This window comes from Streptomyces sp. ATLC9 (assembly GCF_057196705.1).
Genome location: NZ_JBXUOY010000081.1, coordinates 1 through 18,528 on the forward strand (window position 1 = coordinate 1; position 18,528 = coordinate 18,528).

17 protein-coding genes are annotated in these 18,528 nt (G+C 73.8%); 11 read left to right on the plus strand and 6 right to left on the minus strand.

All coding sequences use genetic code 11. The annotated features are described in order from the left end of the window. Positions 1 to 1,449, minus strand: a 1,449-nt coding sequence (locus AC2CJA_RS11485; RefSeq protein ID WP_484602568.1) for a helicase-related protein, incomplete at its 3' end; no start/stop codon positions are given. A 48-nt stretch (positions 1,450 to 1,497) separates the two neighbouring features. Further along, complete coding sequence (locus tag AC2CJA_RS11490; protein ID WP_484602569.1) at positions 1,498 to 2,319, minus strand: class I SAM-dependent methyltransferase; 822 nt, start codon at positions 2,317 to 2,319, stop codon at positions 1,498 to 1,500. Between the two features lie 401 nt (positions 2,320 to 2,720). Here AC2CJA_RS11490 and rpsA point away from each other — a divergent pair, with 401 nt between their 5' ends. The 9 genes from rpsA to AC2CJA_RS11535 all read left to right on the plus strand — a co-directional run bounded on the left by rpsA (position 2,721) and on the right by AC2CJA_RS11535 (position 11,673). Beyond that, positions 2,721 to 4,232 (plus strand): 30S ribosomal protein S1, encoded by a 1,512-nt coding sequence (rpsA, locus tag AC2CJA_RS11495; RefSeq protein ID WP_484602570.1) that lies wholly within the window; start codon positions 2,721 to 2,723, stop codon positions 4,230 to 4,232. Positions 4,233 to 4,487: 255 nt separating this feature from the next. Then, positions 4,488 to 5,462 (plus strand): PAC2 family protein, encoded by a 975-nt coding sequence (locus AC2CJA_RS11500; RefSeq protein ID WP_484602571.1) that lies wholly within the window; start codon positions 4,488 to 4,490, stop codon positions 5,460 to 5,462. Positions 5,463 to 5,586: 124 nt separating this feature from the next. Next, the gene (coaE, locus tag AC2CJA_RS11505; RefSeq protein WP_484602572.1) at positions 5,587 to 6,192 is read left to right on the plus strand and encodes a dephospho-CoA kinase; all 606 of its coding nucleotides are present in this window, start codon (positions 5,587 to 5,589) and stop codon (positions 6,190 to 6,192) included. Positions 6,193 to 6,434: 242 nt separating this feature from the next. After that, entirely contained in the window at positions 6,435 to 6,806 is a 372-nt protein-coding gene (locus AC2CJA_RS11510; protein ID WP_241712776.1) for a tetratricopeptide repeat protein, read from the plus strand. Between the two features lie 338 nt (positions 6,807 to 7,144). Beyond that, positions 7,145 to 7,909 carry an HNH endonuclease family protein gene (locus AC2CJA_RS11515; protein WP_484602573.1) on the plus strand — a complete coding sequence of 255 codons (765 nt, stop codon included), beginning with the start codon at positions 7,145 to 7,147 and terminating at the stop codon, positions 7,907 to 7,909. A gap of 114 nt (positions 7,910 to 8,023) precedes the next feature. After that, positions 8,024 to 8,698, plus strand: coding sequence for a S1 family peptidase (locus AC2CJA_RS11520; protein WP_484602574.1), 675 nt, complete (start codon positions 8,024 to 8,026; stop codon positions 8,696 to 8,698). 743 nt (positions 8,699 to 9,441) lie between these two features. Next, positions 9,442 to 10,131 carry a S1 family peptidase gene (locus AC2CJA_RS11525; protein WP_484602575.1) on the plus strand — a complete coding sequence of 230 codons (690 nt, stop codon included), beginning with the start codon at positions 9,442 to 9,444 and terminating at the stop codon, positions 10,129 to 10,131. A gap of 263 nt (positions 10,132 to 10,394) precedes the next feature. Continuing rightward, positions 10,395 to 10,859, plus strand: a complete 465-nt coding sequence (locus tag AC2CJA_RS11530) for a type II toxin-antitoxin system PemK/MazF family toxin (protein ID WP_484602576.1) — start codon at positions 10,395 to 10,397, stop codon at positions 10,857 to 10,859. A 97-nt stretch (positions 10,860 to 10,956) separates the two neighbouring features. Further along, the gene (locus tag AC2CJA_RS11535) at positions 10,957 to 11,673 is read left to right on the plus strand and encodes a PIG-L deacetylase family protein (RefSeq protein ID WP_484602582.1); all 717 of its coding nucleotides are present in this window, start codon (positions 10,957 to 10,959) and stop codon (positions 11,671 to 11,673) included. A 108-nt stretch (positions 11,674 to 11,781) separates the two neighbouring features. Here AC2CJA_RS11535 and AC2CJA_RS11540 read toward each other — a convergent pair whose 3' ends face one another. The 3 genes from AC2CJA_RS11540 to AC2CJA_RS11550 form a co-directional block, all read right to left on the minus strand. Continuing rightward, a complete protein-coding gene (locus tag AC2CJA_RS11540; RefSeq protein ID WP_484602583.1) occupies positions 11,782 to 13,071 on the minus strand; it encodes an MFS transporter in 1,290 nt (429 codons plus the stop codon). A 169-nt stretch (positions 13,072 to 13,240) separates the two neighbouring features. Next, a complete protein-coding gene (locus AC2CJA_RS11545) occupies positions 13,241 to 13,801 on the minus strand; it encodes a methylated-DNA--[protein]-cysteine S-methyltransferase (RefSeq protein ID WP_484602577.1) in 561 nt (186 codons plus the stop codon). Between the two features lie 85 nt (positions 13,802 to 13,886). After that, positions 13,887 to 14,900, minus strand: coding sequence for a glycerophosphodiester phosphodiesterase (locus AC2CJA_RS11550; RefSeq protein WP_484602578.1), 1,014 nt, complete (start codon positions 14,898 to 14,900; stop codon positions 13,887 to 13,889). Between the two features lie 139 nt (positions 14,901 to 15,039). Between AC2CJA_RS11550 and uvrB the strand changes: the two genes are divergently transcribed. Both uvrB and AC2CJA_RS11560 read left to right on the plus strand, forming a co-directional pair. After that, positions 15,040 to 17,196: an excinuclease ABC subunit UvrB gene (gene uvrB / locus AC2CJA_RS11555; protein WP_484602579.1), complete on the plus strand. Its 2,157-nt coding sequence runs from the start codon at positions 15,040 to 15,042 to the stop codon at positions 17,194 to 17,196. Between the two features lie 157 nt (positions 17,197 to 17,353). Next, entirely contained in the window at positions 17,354 to 17,932 is a 579-nt protein-coding gene (locus AC2CJA_RS11560; protein ID WP_484602580.1) for a TerD family protein, read from the plus strand. Between the two features lie 192 nt (positions 17,933 to 18,124). Here AC2CJA_RS11560 and AC2CJA_RS11565 read toward each other — a convergent pair whose 3' ends face one another. Next, positions 18,125 to 18,331: a hypothetical protein gene (locus tag AC2CJA_RS11565; RefSeq protein WP_484602581.1), complete on the minus strand. Its 207-nt coding sequence runs from the start codon at positions 18,329 to 18,331 to the stop codon at positions 18,125 to 18,127. Positions 18,332 to 18,528 lie beyond the last annotated feature (197 nt).

Sequence of the window (18,528 nt, forward strand, 5' to 3'; positions counted from 1 at the left end):
GCCCCGGCGCGCGGCGCGCCACACCGCCGCCGCCTCGTCGCCGTACTCCCGCGGCGGCTCCTCGCTCAGCAGCGCCACCACCTCGGCGGCCCGCCGCTTTCCCACCAGGGGGGCGGCGTCCAGGAGGGCGCGCGCCAGCCGGGGGTGCAGGCCCAGCGCGGCCATGGCCTTCCCGCGTTCCGTGGCCCGCCCCCGCGCGTCCACGGCGCCGATGGCACGCAGCACCTCGCGGGCCGCCGCCATCGCGCCCTGCGGAGGCGCGTCGGGCAGTGCCAGCCCGCGCGCGTCCGGATCACCCCAGCATGCCGCCCGCAGCGCGAAGGCGGTGAGGTCGGCGACGGCGATCTCGGGGGAGGGGAAGCGCGGCAGCCGCTCGTGCTCGGCCTGAGGCCAGCAGCGGTAGACCACTCCCGGCGCCTCGCGACCGGCCCGTCCGGCGCGCTGCCGGGCCGAAGCCCGCGAGACCCGCACCGTCGCCAGCGCGCTCAGCCCCCGGGCGTGGTCGGTGCGCGGCTCGCGGGACAGCCCCGCGTCCACCACCATCCGCACCCCCGGCACCGTCAGGCTGGACTCGGCCACCGCCGTGGCCAGCACCACCCGCCGCCCGGCCGGACCCGCCAGCACCGCGTCCTGGACGGCGGCCGGAGCCCGACCGTGCACCTGGAGCACCTCGGCGCCGGTCCCGCCGCCCAGCAGGGCGGCCACCCGGGCGATCTCCCCGGTCCCCGGCAGGAAGCACAGCACGTCGCCCTTCTCCTCCCGCAGTGCCCGGCGCACCGTGTCCGCGACGTGCTCCAGCAGGGCCGGGTCCACCCGTGTGCCGTGCGCGGGCCGCACCGGGCGGGCCGGGGGCGCCCACACCACCCGCACCGGATGGGAGGCGCCGGGCGCCTCCACCACGGGCGCGTCCAGCAGCCGGGCCCAGGCCCCGGTGTCGGTGGTGGCCGAGGCCGCGACCAGACGCAGCCGTGGCCGCAGCGCGGCGCGTACGTCCAGCAGGAAGGCCGCGGCGGTGTCCGCGTCCAGGTGCCGCTCGTGGCACTCGTCCAGCACCACCGTGTCCACCCCGGGCAGCTCCGGGTCCCGCTGGAGCCGCTGGAGCAGCACACCGGTGGTCACCACCTCCACCAGGCACCCGGAGCCGACCGCCCGCTCCCCGCGCACGGTGAACCCGACCCGCTCACCGACGGCCTCACCCAGCAGCCAGGCCATCCGCCGCGCCGCGGCCCGCACCGCGATCCGGCGCGGTTCGGCGACGAGTACGCGCCGTGCCGGAGCCCCTTCCCCCGGACCGGCGAGCCCGGCCAGGGCGAGCGGCACCAAGGTGGTCTTGCCCGTGCCCGGAGGGGCGCACAGCACGGCCGCCCCGCGCGTGTCGAGGGCCGCCTCCAGCGCGGGCAGGGCGGCGCGTACGGGCAGCTGGCGCAGGGCATCGGTCCGCGGGGGCATGCCCCCATCCTCGCAGTGCCCGGAAGACGCCCGGGGAACCCCGGTGGATCACCGGTCCCGTTCGCAGACGAAGATCGCGGTGCCCGGGATCAGCCGGCCGCGCAGCGGCGACCAGCCTCCCCACTCCTGGCGGTTCCACCCGGGCCACTCCGGCTCCACCAGGTCCACCAGGCGGAAGCCGGCGGCGGCGAGATCGCGCACGCGGTCGCCGAGGGTGCGGTGGTGCTCGACGTAGACGGCGCGCCCCCGCTCGTCCTGCTCCACGTAGGGGGTGCGGTCGAAGTAGGAGGCGGCGGCCGTCAGCCCCTCCGCCCCCGGTTCGTCGGGGAACGCCCAGCGGATCGGGTGCGTCACGGAGAACACCCACCGGCCGCCCGGCCGCAGGACACGGCGCACCTCGCGCAGCACCCGCACCGGATCGGCGACGAAGGGCAGCGCACCGTAGGCGGAGCAGGCCAGGTCGAAGGAGCCGTCGATGAAGGGCAGCGCACCGGCGTCGGCCTGCACCAGGGGGAACGCCGGGGCGGCGCCGTCGATGCGCAGCGCGTGCCGCAACTGCCGGTACGAGATGTCCAGTGCCACCGGGCGTGCTCCGCGCGCCGCCAGCCAGCGCGAGCACTGCGCCGCCCCCGCGCCGACCTCCAGCACCGTGCGGCCGGCCAGCCGCTCGGCCGGGCCCAGCAGACCGGCCTCCTCCTCGTCCAGGCCCTCCGGGCCCCACACGAAGCGGTCGTCGCCGAGGAAGCCGCCGTGCTCGCGCTGGTACTCGTCGGCGTTCCGGTCCCACCAGCCGCGGCTGGCCCGGCTGCTCTCGGCGGCGTCCGCGTCGCGGCGGGCCGCCTCCGGCTCCGGTTCGCTGTCTTGGTTCATCTCGCCCGTCGTCGTAGCCTTCGGTTCCGGCGCGCGGCAGGAGCGGACCGGAGTGGAGGAGCCGGAGAGCGCCGGCGGGCCTCCGGGGGAGGCGGGAACCGGACGCGGAACCGGCGACTTGTGCCGGATATGGGATCAATGCCCCGTGTGTCCTCGTTCGCGCATTGACCCCGCCCGGCCGCCCCCGTATGCTACAAGTTGCGCTGCGGGCCTGCGCGCCTCAGACGGAGCAGGTCGCGCTCGCATCTGTTGTATGTCCCCTCGGTTGTCGAGGTGCTCATGGTTTCCTCGGAGATCTTCGGTGGAGCACCTCTCAGGCTGTCCGGCTTCGGCAGTGCGATACGGGCTCTCGGCGTAGCAGTACCTACGACTTCAATGTCCGTACCGGAGCCCTTTTCCACATGACGAGCAGCACCGAGACCACCGTGACCACCCCGCAGGTTGCGGTTAACGACATCGGTTCCGAGGAAGCCTTCCTCGCCGCGATCGACGAGACGATCAAGTACTTCAACGACGGCGACATCGTCGACGGCGTCATCGTGAAGGTCGACCGGGACGAGGTCCTGCTCGACATCGGCTACAAGACCGAAGGTGTCATCCCTTCCCGAGAGCTGTCGATCAAACACGATGTCGACCCGAACGAGGTCGTCGCCGTCGGTGACGAGATCGAGGCCCTTGTCCTCCAGAAGGAGGACAAGGAGGGCCGCCTGATCCTCTCGAAGAAGCGTGCCCAGTACGAGCGGGCCTGGGGCACCATCGAGAAGATCAAGGAAGAGGACGGCATCGTCACCGGTACCGTCATCGAGGTCGTCAAGGGTGGTCTCATCCTCGACATCGGCCTCCGCGGCTTCCTGCCGGCCTCCCTGGTCGAGATGCGCCGTGTCCGCGACCTCCAGCCGTACGTCGGCAAGGAGCTCGAGGCCAAGATCATCGAGCTGGACAAGAACCGCAACAACGTGGTCCTCTCCCGCCGTGCCTGGCTGGAGCAGACCCAGTCCGAGGTCCGCCAGACCTTCCTCACCACCCTCCAGAAGGGCCAGGTGCGGTCCGGCGTCGTCTCCTCGATCGTCAACTTCGGCGCCTTCGTGGACCTGGGCGGCGTGGACGGTCTGGTCCACGTCTCCGAGCTGTCCTGGAAGCACATCGACCACCCGTCCGAGGTCGTCGAGGTCGGCCAGGAGGTCACGGTCGAGGTCCTGGACGTCGACATGGACCGCGAGCGCGTCTCCCTGTCGCTCAAGGCGACCCAGGAAGACCCGTGGCAGCAGTTCGCCCGGACCCACCAGATCGGCCAGGTCGTGCCCGGCAAGGTCACCAAGCTGGTGCCGTTCGGTGCGTTCGTCCGCGTCGACGAGGGCATCGAGGGCCTGGTCCACATCTCCGAGCTGGCCGAGCGCCACGTGGAGATCCCGGAGCAGGTCGTCCAGGTCAACGACGAGATCTTCGTCAAGGTCATCGACATCGACCTGGAGCGCCGCCGGATCAGCCTCTCGCTGAAGCAGGCCAACGAGTCCTTCGGCGCCGACCCGATGGCGGTCGAGTTCGACCCGACCCTGTACGGCATGGCCGCGTCCTACGACGACCAGGGCAACTACATCTACCCCGAGGGCTTCGACCCGGAGGCCAACGACTGGCTGCCGGGTTACGAGAAGCAGCGCGAGGAGTGGGAGCGCCAGTACGCCGAGGCGCAGCAGCGCTTCGAGCAGCACCAGGCGCAGGTCCTCAAGTCCCGCGAGGCCGACGCCCAGGCCGAGGCCGAGGGCGCCGGCGGCGGCGGTGCCCCGCAGGGTGGCGGCGGCACCGGTGGCGGCGGCGGCTCGTACTCCTCGGAGTCGGGCGACAACTCCGGCGCCCTGGCGTCGGACGAGGCCCTGGCGGCCCTCCGCGAGAAGCTCGCGGGCGGCCAGAGCTGACCCGCAGGCCCACGGCGGCCGGCAGGCCGGCGCGTGGAAACCCGCGGTAGCGCGTGAAGCAGGGCCCCCTCCCCGGGCGGGGAGGGGGCCCTGCGGCGTCCCCGGGCGGGGAGGGGCAGGGCCCCGGCGCCGGGAAGCCGGGCGAGGACGGCACGATGCGTTGCCGAAGAGGTCTGCCGGCCGCCCGGTCGGGGGAATGCGCATGAGGCTGTGGATGTTGCCGACAGACGGAAGCGACACGGAGGAGCGACGAAAGTGCTGGACCCGCAGGGTTTGTACGCATGGGATCCGACCGGCCTGGCGGAGGCCCAGGAGGTCGTCGGCGAGCCGGGCGGCGCCGGGCCCGTCATGCTCTACCACTTCGAGGGCTTCATAGACGCCGGCGAGACCGGCGGGCAGATCGTCGAGGCACTGCTGGACCACGGCCCGCGCACGACCGTCGCCCGCTTCGACGCGGACCGCCTCATCGACTACCGCGCCCGCCGCCCGGTGATGACCTTCCGGCGCGACCACTGGGCCTCCTACGACACCCCCCGGCTGGAGCTGCGGCTCCTGCGGGACGGCACCGGTACCCCCTTTCTGCTGCTGGCCGGCCCCGAGCCGGACGTCGAGTGGGAGCGGTTCGCGGCCGCCGTACTCGAGATCGTCGAGCGGCTCGGTGTGCGGCTGTCCGTCGGCTTCCACGGCATCCCCATGGGGGTGCCCCACACCCGTCCCGTCGGCCTCACCCCGCACGGCAACCGCCTCGACCTCACCCCCGTACGGGACACCCCCTTCGACGAGGCGCAGGTCCCCGGCAGCGCCGCCTCGCTGCTGGAGCTGCGGCTGGCCGAGTCCGGCCACGACGTACTGGGCTTCGCCGCGCACGTCCCGCACTACGTGGCCCGCTCCACCTACCCCGACGCAGCCCTGACCGTGATCGAGTCGATCACCGCGGCCACCGGGCTGGTGCTGCCGGAGACCACCCGGACGCTGCGCAAGGACGCGCACCGCGTACAGGAGGAGATCGAGCGGCAGCTCGCGGAGGGGGACGGTGAGCTGATCGCGGTCGTCCGCGGGCTGGAACAGCAGTACGACGCCGTGGCCGGGGCCGAGACCCGTGGCAGCCTGGTCGCCGAGCCCGCCGAACTGCCTTCGGCGGAGGAGCTGGGAGAGGTCTTCGAACGTTTCCTGGCCGAGCGCGAGAGCGGGGACGGAGGCGCCGACGACGCGGGAGGCTCCCGGCCCTGACCCGGCCCCGCCCGCGCTCGGATAGGGTGACGGCAGCCGCCGCGGACGACGCCGCGCGCGGCACACGGCCCCGCCGTCCGGCGCGGGGCGTGGCGCGGGCACGGGCACATGTGGAGGCGCGGCCATGTTCTCCGTGGGGCTGACGGGCGGGATCGGCGCGGGCAAGAGCGAGGTCTCGCGGCTACTCGGCGCGTGTGGCGCCGTGATCGTCGACGCCGACCGGATCGCCCGTGAGGTCGTCGAGCCGGGCACCGAGGGGCTGGCCGCGGTGGTCGCCGAGTTCGGCGAGGAGGTCCTCGCCCCGGACGGCGCCCTGGACCGGCCCCGGCTCGGCTCGATCGTCTTCAACGACCCGGAGAGGCTGAAGGCGCTCAACGCGATCGTCCATCCTCTGGTCGGGGCGCGCTCGGCCGAGCTCCAGCGCGCTGCCGGTGAGGACGCGGTGGTCGTCCACGACGTACCGCTGCTGACGGAGAACGGTCTCGCGCCCCTGTACGACCTGGTGGTCGTCGTCGACGCCTCCCCGGCCACCCAGCTCGACCGGCTGGTGCGGCTGCGCGGCATGGAGGAGGCCGACGCCCGCGGCCGGATGGCCGCCCAGGCGACGCGCGAGGAGCGGCTGGCGGTCGCGGACATCGTCATCGACAACGACGGCCCCCTGGAGAAGCTGGAGCCCCAGGTCGCCGGGGTCTGGCGGCGGCTGAGGGAACGCGCCGGCGGGCGCGCCTGAGAGAGGCGGGCGTCCCGCGGTCGCGGCGCCGTGCTTGGCCGCCTCCCGCTCCGGGAAGAATCCCCGCACCAGGGCGGCAGGGAATACGCCCGTGCGGCGGCGCGTTGCCGTGGCGGTACACCAAGACGTCCCAGGGCGTCCTCGGACGTCCCGTAACGCCCCGGAACAACCCCCGTACCCCGAAGAACCCGTGATCCCGCGGTCGGTGCGACGCGGCCGATCCCGGTCGAGGAGGCGTCGACGTGCCCGAGACCACGCCCGAGACCCATGTCATCCAGTACCGCGCCGCGGAGCAGCTGCTGGCCGCCCGCGATCCCAGGGGCGCGCTGAAGCTCCTGGAGTCCGTCGTCACGGCCTTCCCGGAGAAGACGTCCGTCCGCCTGCTGCGCGCCCGTGCTTTCTTCCTCAGCGCCCAGCTGCGCGCCGCCGAGGAGGAGTTCCAGGTCGTCCTGGAGCGCGAGCCGGACAACTCCTTCGCGCACTTCGCCCTCGGCCGCACCCTGGAGCGCGCGGGCCGCGATGAGGAGGCGCTGCGCCACTTCCGCCTGGCGGCGGCGCTGGACCCCCGGCCGGACTTCTGGGAGGCGGCCCGCTTCGGCGACCGCGCCGCCTGACCGCCGTCCGGCGCGCCCGCGCGGGGGAGCCCCTCCCGTGCGGGCGCGCGGGCCGCTCGTGAAGAAGACCCTCCTCCATCCACCGGCCCGCCCAGCCTTCCGGTGCCGGGGTGCGGGAGGTGGGCACCGGCGGCGTCCACCTCGGGACCGACGGGTCCGAAACGGCCGGTCGTGAGACGCCCGGCGGGATCGGCAGGCTTCGACAGCCGCCCACTGTCCTCCGCCCGCCGGGGGGCGGTCGGATTTCGCCCCGGGCGCCGGGGAAGAATGGGCGGTGGCCCGGCTCCGTCCACAGCGCCGGGCCCGCCGTCCGCACCCGCCCCGACCCTGGACAGCCCGTGCCGATATCAGCCCTCCGCCCGGTCTCCGCCTCCGCTCTCGCACTGGGCGCCGCCCTGTTCCTGACGGGCTGCGAGTCGGTCGACCTCGAAGTCCCGTCCCCGGGGCCGGAGTCCGGACCGTCCGCCGGACATGCCGTCAGCCCGCTGGAGAACGAGGAGGGCACCGGTCCGGGACTGGCGCCGGTCTCCTCCGCACAGGGCCGTGAGAGGGCCCGCGAGATCGTGTCGGAGCTGGCGACCAAGGGGCGCGGGCCCAGGACGGGCTACGACCGCGACGAGTTCGGCTACGCCTGGATGGACACCGCCGACGGAGTGCCGCTCGCGCGCAACGGCTGCGACACCCGCAACGACCTCCTCGCCCGCGACGGCGAAGGGCTGCGGTTCCGCTCCGGCTCCGACTGCGTGGTCGTCGCCATGACGCTGGCCGACCCGTACACGGGCAAGGAGATCGCCTGGAAGAAGCAGGACGCCGCCGAGGTGCAGATCGACCACGTGGTGCCGCTGTCGTACGCCTGGCAGATGGGTGCCGCGCGCTGGCCGGAGGACAAGCGCGAGCGGCTCGCCAACGACCCGCTGAACCTGCTGCCGGTCGAGGGCCGCGCCAACTCGGTCAAGGGCGACTCCGGTCCGGCCTCCTGGCTGCCGCCGAACAAGCCGGTCCGCTGCGCCTACGCGGTGCGCTTCGCGCAGGTGGCCCTGGAGTACGGGATGCCGGTGACGGCCGCGGACAAGGAGACGATGCTGCGGCAGTGCGGGGGCTGAGCCCCGCGGCGCGGGAAGGGTGGCCGGGGCGGGCGGTCTGGTGGAGAGGGACGGTTTTCCCCAGCATTGGGGTACCGACAGCACCCACCGGCACCGTCCCCACCGGGAGGAACCATGAGACGCCCGCCCGTCCCCACGACCGTCCTGGCGTTACTGGCGGCCTTGGCCACCGTGCTCCTCGGCGCCCCCACCGCTTCGGCGGCGCCGACCGCCGTGCGCGGCGGCGACGTACTGTACGACGACCGGGGCCGTTACTGCGTGGTGGCCTTCAACGCCCGCCGCGGCAGTGAGTACCACGGCATCCTCGCAGGCCACTGCCTGGGGGCGACGGCCTCCACCTGGTACGCCGACGCGGCGCGGACCGTGCCGGTCGGCACCACCGGGGCCGGAAGCTTCCCCGGTGACACCTACGGGGTCATCCGCTACACCAACACTTTGCTGGCCTACCCCGGAGAGGTGAGCCTGGGCGGCGGGGCCGTCCGGGACATCACCGGGGCCGCCTCTCCCCGCGTGGGCCAGTCCGTCTGCCACATGGGCCGGACCAGTGGGCTGCGCTGCGGCACGGTCACCGCGGTCAACGTCACGGTCAACTACCCCGGCGGCACTCTCCACGGGCTGTTCAGATCCAACGCCTGCTCGGAGGTGGGCGACGAAGGAGGCCCCGCCTTCTCCGGCACCACGGCCCTCGGCATCATCGTGGGTGGCAGCGGCAACTGCGCCTTCGGCGGCGTCACGTACTACCAGCCCGTCACCCAGATCCTGGCCGCGCACGGGCTGAATCTGTACTGAAGCCCTCGGACGCGGCCGTGACCGTGGTACACCGGCAGGCACTCGGACGGGGGCGAACCGGCCGGCCTTCCCGAAGGAGACCGTCGTCCGCGCGGAAGACGCCGCGGGCGGGCGGTGTACGCGGACGGGTCAGCGGGTCGCGGGCGGCGGCAGGTGACCGCACAGCCGCGGGCAGACGACCATCCGCCCGGCCGCGGTCCCGGACGGCGGGCGTCCGGCGTGTTCCCTCCCGGCAGCCGGACGGCACCGCGTCCGGAGGGGGCGCCGGTGGAGGAGTCCGTTGAGACGGCAGAGCCGGTGCGGGGCTCGGGACGGGGAACGGAGGGAAGGCGACACCCTCACACCGTATCGGCCCCGGCCCGCCTCCGGGCGCGCCGGGTGGGGACCCGCGCACCGGCCGAGCGGCGTGCGGGACTTCCGCCGTGCCGGCGGACCGCGTAGGCCGGCACGTGGCCACCCGGACGAGCTCGCCGGGACGCGTGATCACGAAACCCTCGCCGTCCACCACACACCGGGTCGACTGCCCGGGCCGCAGGGACATCTCGGGGGAGGTGGCCTGCCGGACAGTGTTCCCGGAGACGAAGGGGGCGCTGCGCACGGGCGTGTGCTCCCCGGAATCCGCCGGCCGTGCCGAGGCGCCGTGTTCGGCCCGGCCGACCGGACGGTCTGGTGCGAAGGGTCGGTTCCCCCCAGAATCGGGGCACCGGCAGTACCTGCCGGTGCCGTCCCCATCGGGAGGAATCATGAGACGTCCATCCGTACCCCCGACCGTTCCGGCGTTACTGGCGCTCCTCGCCGCCGTGCTCCTCGGCGCTCCCGCGGCCTCCGCCGCACCCGCGCAGGCTTCGACCACCGTGGGCAGCGGCAGCCTGCTGTACAGCAGCGACGGCCACCGCTGCAAGGTGTCCCTCAACGCACGCGGGGGCAGCGAGTACTACGGGCTCGTCCTGGGGCACTGCATGGGGGCGACGACCTCCACCTGGTACGCCGACGCGGCGTGGACCGTGCCGGTCGGCACCACCGAGGCCAGGAGCTTCCCCGGTGACGACTACGGGATCATCCGTTACACCAACCCCTCGCTGTCCTACCCCGGCGTGCTGTCCACCCACCCGGGCGGGACGGGGTTCACGGGAGTCTCCAGCCCCTCGGTCGGCCAGAACATCTGCCACCAGGGCTCGGCCACTGGGTCCCGGTGCGGCCGGGTCACCGCGGTCGGCGTCACGCTCGACTACGGAGGCGGCCCCGTTGACGGGCTGTTCAGCTCGAGTGTCTGCCCGGATTCGTTCGACAAGGGCACCCTGGGGTTCTCGGGCACCAGGATCCTCGGCATCATCCTGGGTGGCAGTGGCAGCGGCAACTGCGCCTTCGGCGGCGTCACGTACTACCAGCCCGTCCTCCCGGTCCTGACCGCGCACGGGCTGAATCTGTACTGAGGCCGGTGGTCCACCGGGAGAAGCGGCTCGGGGTATCCCGTCCGGGCGGGAGCCCCGGGCCCCCGGGGCCCGTCCGGCCGCACGACCGGGGGCGGAGGGCCAACCCGACGCTGGTACGGGGGACGGGGGCGACGCACTCGCGCCGTATCGGTCCGACGCGTCCGCGGTCCCGGCCCACGGGACTTACGCCGCGTCAGCAGGGCTCCCCGGCAGACGGCCGGACCGGTGCCGGCGGCGGGCGACGGTGGCGGTAGCCTGCGCCCGTGACCACGGAAGAGGCGAGGGCGGCCGGCGGGCCCGGGGACGCCCCGGGGAGCGGGGGGCCGGCCGCGACGACACAGGCGCGGGCGGACGAGGTGGGCGCCGTGCGGACGGCTTACGAGCCCGACCCGGACGGCGACCCCGACCCCGGAGAGATCGTCTGGACCTGGGTGCCGTACGAGGAGATGGACGGACGGGGCAAGGACCGGCCCGTTCTGGTGGTGGCGCGCGAAGCGGCCGGCACCCTGCTCGCCGTCCAGCTCTCCAGCAGACGGCGGGACGGCGAGCACGACTGGGTACCGCTGGGCTCCGGCCCCTGGGACCGCTCCGGGCGGGACTCGTGGGTGGACCTGGACCGGGTGCTGCGCGTCCACCCGCAGGGCATGCGGCGCGAGGCGTGCGCACTGGACAGGGCGAGGTTCAACCGGGTCGTGCACAGCCTCCAGCGGCGGTACGGCTGGCGCTGACCCGGGCGCATACCGGCCCGGTACGGCACAACCGACCCACAGCGCTGCCGAGGAGGAGGCCACCGTGGACGCCGCCGTGGACGACCGGCTCAGCCCCATGCCCGGGGACTGGAACCGCGCGCTCGCGATCGTCGCGCACCCCGACGACCTGGAGTACGGCGCCGCCGCCGCGATCGCGCGGTGGACCTCCGCCGGGCGGGAGGTCGCCTACCTGCTGGTGACCCGGGGCGAGGCGGGGATCGACACCATGGAACCCGGGCGGGCGGCACGGGTGCGGGAGGCGGAGCAGCGGGCGAGCGCGGCCGTGGTCGGGGTGGAGAGGGTGGAGTTCCTGGACCACCGGGACGGGGTCGTCGAGGAGGGCGTCGCCCTGCGCCGCGACCTGACCGCCGCGATCCGCCGTCACCGGCCCGACCTGCTCGTCACCCTCAACCACCACGAGACCTGGGGCGGCGTCAACTGGAACACCCCCGACCACCGGGCCGTCGGGCGCGCGGTGCTGGACGCGGCCGGGGACGCGGGCAACCGCTGGATCTTCACCGATCTGGCCCGGCAGGGGCTGGAGCCGTGGGACGGCGTGCGCTGGGTGGCGGTCGCCGGGTCGCCGCGCCCGACGCACGCCGTGGAGGTGACGGAGGAGGACGTGGACCGCGCGGTCGCCTCGCTCGCCGAGCACCGCGCGTACATCGAGGCGCTCGGCGGGAGGGAACCGGCCGAGTACGCCCGCGAGTTCGTCAGCGGTGTGATGGACATGGCCGCCGAGCGCACCGGCGGGCGGCGGGCCGTGGCCTTCCAGGTGTATCCGAGGGGATGACCGGGGTGTCCGGCCCGCGGGCCCGTACGCCGCCGCGGTGCGCCGGGACGCCGTGTCGCGCCGCGGCGTGCGGTGTCGCGCCGTGCCATGGTGCCGGGACGGGGCGTGTCACCGGCCGTCCGCGGCCGGGGCGCGGAGCCGCAGGCGCAGGGCGAGCGCGGCGACCGGCAGGAGCAGGGCCGCGCCCATCGCGTTGAGCCAGCCGTAGCCCGCCTGGGCGACGACCAGGCCGGCGAGCGCGCCGCCCGCGCCGGCCGCGGCGTTCATGGACAGGTCGGACAGTCCCTGGACGGCCGCGCGGGCGCTCTGCGGCACCGAGTCGGTGAGCAGCGTGGAACCGCCCACCAGCCCGGCCGACCAGCCCAGCCCGAGGAGGAACAGTCCCGCGGCACTCCGGACGTGGTCGCCGCCCGCCGTACCGGCGGCCAGCGCCGCGCACGCCAGCAGCGCGACACCGACCAGGACGACGGAGATCCGGCCGATGCGGTCGCACAGCCAGCCCATCAGCGGGGAAAAGGCGTACATGCCCGCGATGTGGATGCTGATCACCAGGCCGATCAGTTCGATGCCCGCGCCGTGGTGACCGAGGTCGACCGGGGTCATCACCATGATCGAGACCATGGTGGCGTGGGACCCCGCGACGGCCACCAGGGCCAGCCGGGCCCGCGGTGACGCGGCCACGGCGAGGAGGCCGGCGCGCAGCGAGCGGCTCTCGGCGGTCTCCGGGGCCTGCCCGTCGGCGGCGGCCAGGGCCCGGGCGGTGAGCAGGGGATCCGGCCGCAGCAGGACGAACACCAGCGCCGCGGCCAGCAGGAAGACGCCCGCGCCCCACAGGAACGGGCCCGCCGCCTCGGGCACGCCGAGGCCCTTGACGCTCCGCCCGGCCGGGGCGGCGATGTTCGGACCGAGGACCGCGCCGATGGTCGTGGCCCACACCACCGTGGAGATGGCCCGCCCGCGGCGGGCGGGCTCGGCGAGGTCGGCGGCCGCGAAACGGGCCTGGAGGTTGGCGGCGGATCCCGCGCCGAAGGCCGCCGTGCCCAGCAGCAGAAGGGGGAAGCTGCCCAGGACGGCGGCGAGCACCACCACACCCCCGCCCACCGCGCCGGCCAGATAGCCCACGGTCAGGCCCGCGCGGCGTCCGCGCGCGGCCGTCAGGGCGGCGAACGGCAGGGACAGCACGGCCGTGCCCAGGACCGACGATGTCATCGCCAGACCGGACAGCCCCTCGGAACCGCTGACGTCCTCGGCCAGTACGGCGGCCAGCGCGATGCCCGTGGCCACGCCCAGCCCGCCCAGGATCTGGCCGGCCACGAGCACGGCGGTGGTGCGGCGGCGCAGCGCGGTCAGACCGTCCCCGCGGGGGGCCCTGCCGGGAGCGGTGCGGGGGCCGGGTATGCCCGGGAGACTGTCAGCGGCGTCGGAGGTCCGGGGGGTGTCCTTCACGGGAGGAAGTCTGCCAGCCGAGGGCGGCCGGGGGACGGGTGCGGGACACCCGGGGGCGGGGGCGCCGCGGGGGAGGAGCTCTCCGCCCCGGACCCTGACGGCGGTACGGGGCCGGGCGGGCTCAGAACAGCGGCGCCGGCAGGACCCCCTCCAGGGCGAGCAGCGTCCGCTTGGTCTCCAGCCCGCCGCCGAATCCGCCGAGCCCGCCGCCGCTCTCCACCACCCGGTGGCACGGAACCACGATCGGCAGCGGGTTGGACCCCATCGCGACACCCACCGCGCGGGCCGCGCCCGGCTCGCCGACGCGGTCGGCCAGGGTCTGGTACCCGACGGTGCTGCCGTACGGCACGGAGGCGGCCAGGGTCCGCAGCACCCGTCCGTTGAATCCGGAGGTCAGGGACCAGTCCAGGGGCAGGGAGAACTCCCGCAGCTCACCGCGGAAGTACGCGTCCAGCTCCCGGACCGCCCCGGTCAGGACCGGAGCGTCCCCGCCGGGAGCCGGTTCGGCGTCCAGCCGTGCGGCGAGCCGGGCCAGGGACCGGCGCACCGTCCGCTCCCCGGCGTGGAAGACGACGGTGACCAGCCCACGCCCGGTCGCCGCGAGCAGCAGCGGGCCGACCGGGGTGTTCCGTACGGTCCAGGCCGGCGCCGCGTCGGCGCCCTCGGCCGGTGTCTCGGTCATGGGGCGAGTCTATGGGGGACCGACCGCCGCCGCGGACCGGGGCGCGGACGCGGTCCGGTCCGCGGCGGGGCGGGCTGCCGGGCGGTCAGGAGGCGGAGGAGGAGAGCCCCGTCTCCCGGGCCGTCTCCCGCGCCTCTTCCGGCGCCGTCTCCTCCACGCCGTCCCGGACGACGTCCGGGTAGTTGGAGATGATCCCGTCCACGCCCATGGCGGCGACCCGGCGGGCCGCCTCCGCGCTGTTCACCGTCCAGGTGAAGACCTCCAGCGGCTTGCCGTGGGGGCCCTTGAGCGCGTGGACCTGCCGTACGTACTCCTCGGTGAGGGTGGTGTGGGGCGGGTTGATCTGGTCGCTGAACAGCGCGTACCGCGGCAGTTCGCCGACGGCGGGGGTGCCCAGGAAGCCGGTTCTGACGGCCGGCGCCTGATCGTGCACGGCCCGCACCGAGTCGGCCCCGAAGCTCTGGATGACCAGCTTGCTCCGTACGTGCCACTGGTCCAGCCAGCCCTCGCCGCGCAGCTCGCCCAGAATGTCGGCCTCGATGCCCGGGTAGAGCTCGGGCCGCTTGATCTCCAGCAGCAGGTTCTGGCCGGTGCGGTCCAGATGCCGCAGGTACTGCTCCAGGGTGGGCACCCGCTCGCCGGCGTACAGCGGGTCGAACCAGCTTCCCGCGTCCAGCCGGGCGATCTCGGCGGCGGTGAAGTCCGCGACCCTCCAGGGCGCGCGGCCGGGGAAGACCTCCTCGACGTCGGTGGTGCGGCTCAGGGTGGCGTCGTGCATCACGACGAGTTCGCCGTCCCTGGTGCGCTGCACGTCGTTCTCCACCCACTTGACGCCCAGGGCGCGGGCGGCGTCGACGGCGGCCAGGGTGTTCTCGGGCGCGTAGCCGGAGGCCCCGCGGTGCGCGACCGGGACGGGGGCCTCCGCCGCCGGCGCGGCGGTCCGCGGGGCGTCCTCCGGTTCGGCCCGGGGAGCGGACTGGGCGGAGGCGGCGGACAGGACGAGCGCGCAGAGGCCGGCGAGTGAACCGGTGACGATGGCAGCGGGGCGCAGGGACACGGGGGACTCCTCACGTCTTCGGTGCGCTGACCCCAGAAGCATTCCGGCATCGGCGGCCGGTTACATGGGCGGGGAGTGGACAGAACCTGAACGCTTCACGGAAAGCCCCCTCGCCGTCGGCCGTACGGCCGGGAACCGCGTACCCCCACCGATGTCGGTGGGGGGACGTAACGTGGGGGGCATGCGGCCCCAGACCCAGATCGAACGCAGGACGGCGCCCTTCGAGGTCGTCAGCCCCTACCAGCCCAGCGGCGACCAGCCGGCGGCCATCGACGAGCTGGCCGGGCGCGTCACGGCCGGCGAGAAGGACATCGTCCTGCTGGGCGCGACCGGCACCGGCAAGTCGGCGACCACCGCGTGGATGATCGAGAGGCTCCAGCGGCCGACTCTGGTGATGGCGCCGAACAAGACGCTCGCGGCCCAGCTCGCCAACGAGTTCCGCGAGCTCCTGCCCAACAACGCCGTCGAGTACTTCGTGTCGTACTACGACTACTACCAGCCCGAGGCGTACGTCCCGCAGACGGACACTTACATCGAGAAGGACTCCTCCATCAACGAGGAGGTCGAGCGGCTGCGCCACAGCGCGACGAACTCGCTGCTCACCCGGCGCGACGTCGTCGTGGTCGCCTCCGTCTCGTGCATCTACGGCCTGGGCACGCCGCAGGAGTACGTCGACCGGATGGTGCCGCTGAAGGTCGGGGATGAGATCGACCGGGACACGCTGCTGCGCCGCTTCGTCGACATCCAGTACACCCGCAACGACATGGCGTTCACCCGGGGCACCTTCCGGGTGCGCGGCGACACGGTCGAGATCTTCCCGGTGTACGAGGAGCTGGCCGTCCGCATCGAGATGTTCGGTGACGAGATCGAGGCCCTCTCCACGCTCCATCCGCTCACCGGCGAGGTCGTCTCCGAGGACCGGGAGCTGTTCGTCTTCCCCGCCTCCCACTACGTCGCGGGCCCCGAGCGCATGGAGCGGGCCGTCGCGGGGATCGAGGCGGAACTGGAGGAGACCCTCGCCCGCATGGAGAAGCAGGGCAAGCTGCTGGAGGCGCAGCGGCTGCGGATGCGGACGACCTACGACATCGAGATGATGCGGCAGATCGGCACCTGCTCCGGCATCGAGAACTACTCGCTGCACATCGACGGCCGTGAGAAGGGCTCGGCGCCGCACACCCTGCTCGACTACTTCCCCGACGACTTCCTGCTGGTCATCGACGAGTCCCATGTCACCGTCCCGCAGATCGGCGCCATGTACGAGGGCGACGCCTCGCGGAAGCGGACCCTGGTCGACCACGGCTTCCGGCTGCCGTCCGCGATGGACAACCGGCCACTGAAGTGGGAGGAGTTCCAGGAGCGCGTCGGGCAGACGGTCTATCTCTCGGCGACCCCGGGGCAGTACGAGCTGTCGCGCTCCGACAAAGTGGTGGAGCAGATCATCCGCCCCACCGGTCTGGTCGATCCGGAGGTCGTGGTCAAGCCCACCGAGGGCCAGATCGACGACCTGGTGCACGAGATCCGCACCCGCACCGAGAAGGACGAGCGCGTCCTGGTCACCACGCTGACCAAGAAGATGGCCGAGGACCTGACCGACTACTTCCTGGAACTGGGCATCCAGGTCCGCTACCTGCACAGCGACGTGGACACGCTGCGCCGGGTGGAGCTGCTGCGCGAGCTGCGCGCCGGCGAGTACGACGTGCTGGTCGGCATCAACCTGCTGCGTGAGGGACTGGACCTGCCGGAGGTCTCGCTGGTGGCCATCCTCGACGCCGACAAGGAGGGCTTCCTGCGTTCGGGCACCTCCCTGATCCAGACCATCGGCCGCGCGGCGCGCAACGTCTCGGGCCAGGTGCACATGTACGCCGACAAGATCACCCCGTCGATGGCCAGGGCCATCGACGAGACCAACCGTCGCCGGGCCAAGCAGATCGCCTACAACGAGGCGAACGGCATCGACCCGCAGCCCCTGCGTAAGAAGATCGGCGACATCGTGGCGACGATCGCGCGCGAGGAGGTCGACACCCGGGAACTGCTGGACAGCGGCTACCGCAAACCGGGCGCGGGAGAGGAGCGCAGGGCCAAGGCCCCGGTGCCCGACCTCGGCCGCGCGGCCGGCGGAAACGGCGACGGTGCGCGGGGCGGAGGAGGCGTGAGCCGGGAGGCCGACCGGCCCACCGACCGGCCCGCCGCCGAACTCGCCGAACTCATCGAGGAGATGACCGAGCGCATGCGGGCCGCGGCGGCCGAGCTGAAGTTCGAGGTGGCCGCCCGGCTGCGTGACGAGGTCGGCGAGCTGAAGAAGGAGCTGCGGCAGATGCGGGAGGCGGGCCTGCGGTGAGACGAGGGCGACACGGGGCGGCGGGGCAGGGGGAAGTGTTGCAGGAACGACACAAAGCCCGGCCGCCCCGTCCGTGCCGCCGACGGCGGTGCGTAGGGTTCGTGGCGGTCGCCTCGGACGGCGGCCGATCGCAACAGCTGGAAAGAGGGGAACGCACGTGACGGTCAACTTGTCCAAGGGACAGGCGGTCAGCCTGCAGAAGTCCGACGGGGGCACCCTGACCGCGGTGCGGATGGGGCTCGGCTGGCAGGCGGCCCCCCGCCGCGGCCTGTTCGGCCGGCGCACCCAGGAGATCGACCTGGACGCCTCGGCGGTGCTCTTCGCCGGTCAGCAGCCGGTGGACGTCGTCTTCTTCCGCCACCTGGTGAGCGACGACGGCTCCGTGCGGCACACCGGTGACAACCTCGTCGGCGGCGCCGGGCAGGGAGGCGACGACGAGGCGATCCTGGTGGATCTCCAGCGGGTCCCGGTCCACGTCGACCAGATCGTCTTCACCGTGAACTCCTTCACCGGCCAGACTTTCACCGAGGTGCAGAACGCCTTCTGCCGGCTGGTGGACGAAACCAACGGTCAGGAGCTGGCGCGCTACACCCTCACCGGCGGTGGCCGGCACACCGCGCAGATCATGGCCAAGGTCCACCGCCAGGGCGAGGGCTGGCAGATGACCGCCCTGGGCACCGAGGCCAACGGTCGCACCTTCCAGGACCTGATGCCCTCGATCACACCCCTCCTGTAGGGCGCGGCGAGGCCGCGGGGGGAACGGGCCGGGCCCGGGCGGAGCACAGTGGAACACACGCGGGAGGGGACGCGGCGATGTCTGGGGCATGTTCGGGGACCTGGCCCGCACCGCCGCCTACCGCGGCGCGGTCGACTTCGCCGACTCGCGCATGGAGCGGGAACTGGAGGAGGCGCTGGCCGAGACCCGCGCTCACGGCTCGGTGCCGCGGCGGAGGTCGCCCGCGCCCGGGCCGGGGAACGCCGTGCCGAACTCGTCGGCCGGGTCCGTGCCGCCTTCGAGCGCGACCTCGCCCGGCTCACCGCCGAGTCCGAGGCCGTCGAGCCGCCTCTGCCGCCCCCGGGCAGCCGGATCCTCTCCCGGGTGCTGGGACGGGTGGCCGAGGCCCGCCCGCGGCACGGGCGCTGACAGGGCGGGTCCGCACCCTTCGCTTTGCCTTTTCTTGGCTCTGCTTTACTCTGCCTTGAGCGGAGGGGAGTACTCCCGTATGCGGCGTTCCCGTCAGTACGGGCCGGGTGTGACCGGCCCCGGGGCGTCGGCCCCCGGGCCGACGCGCCCCGCGCGCAGGTGTCCTCCCGCAACCGCTGCCCGAGGCT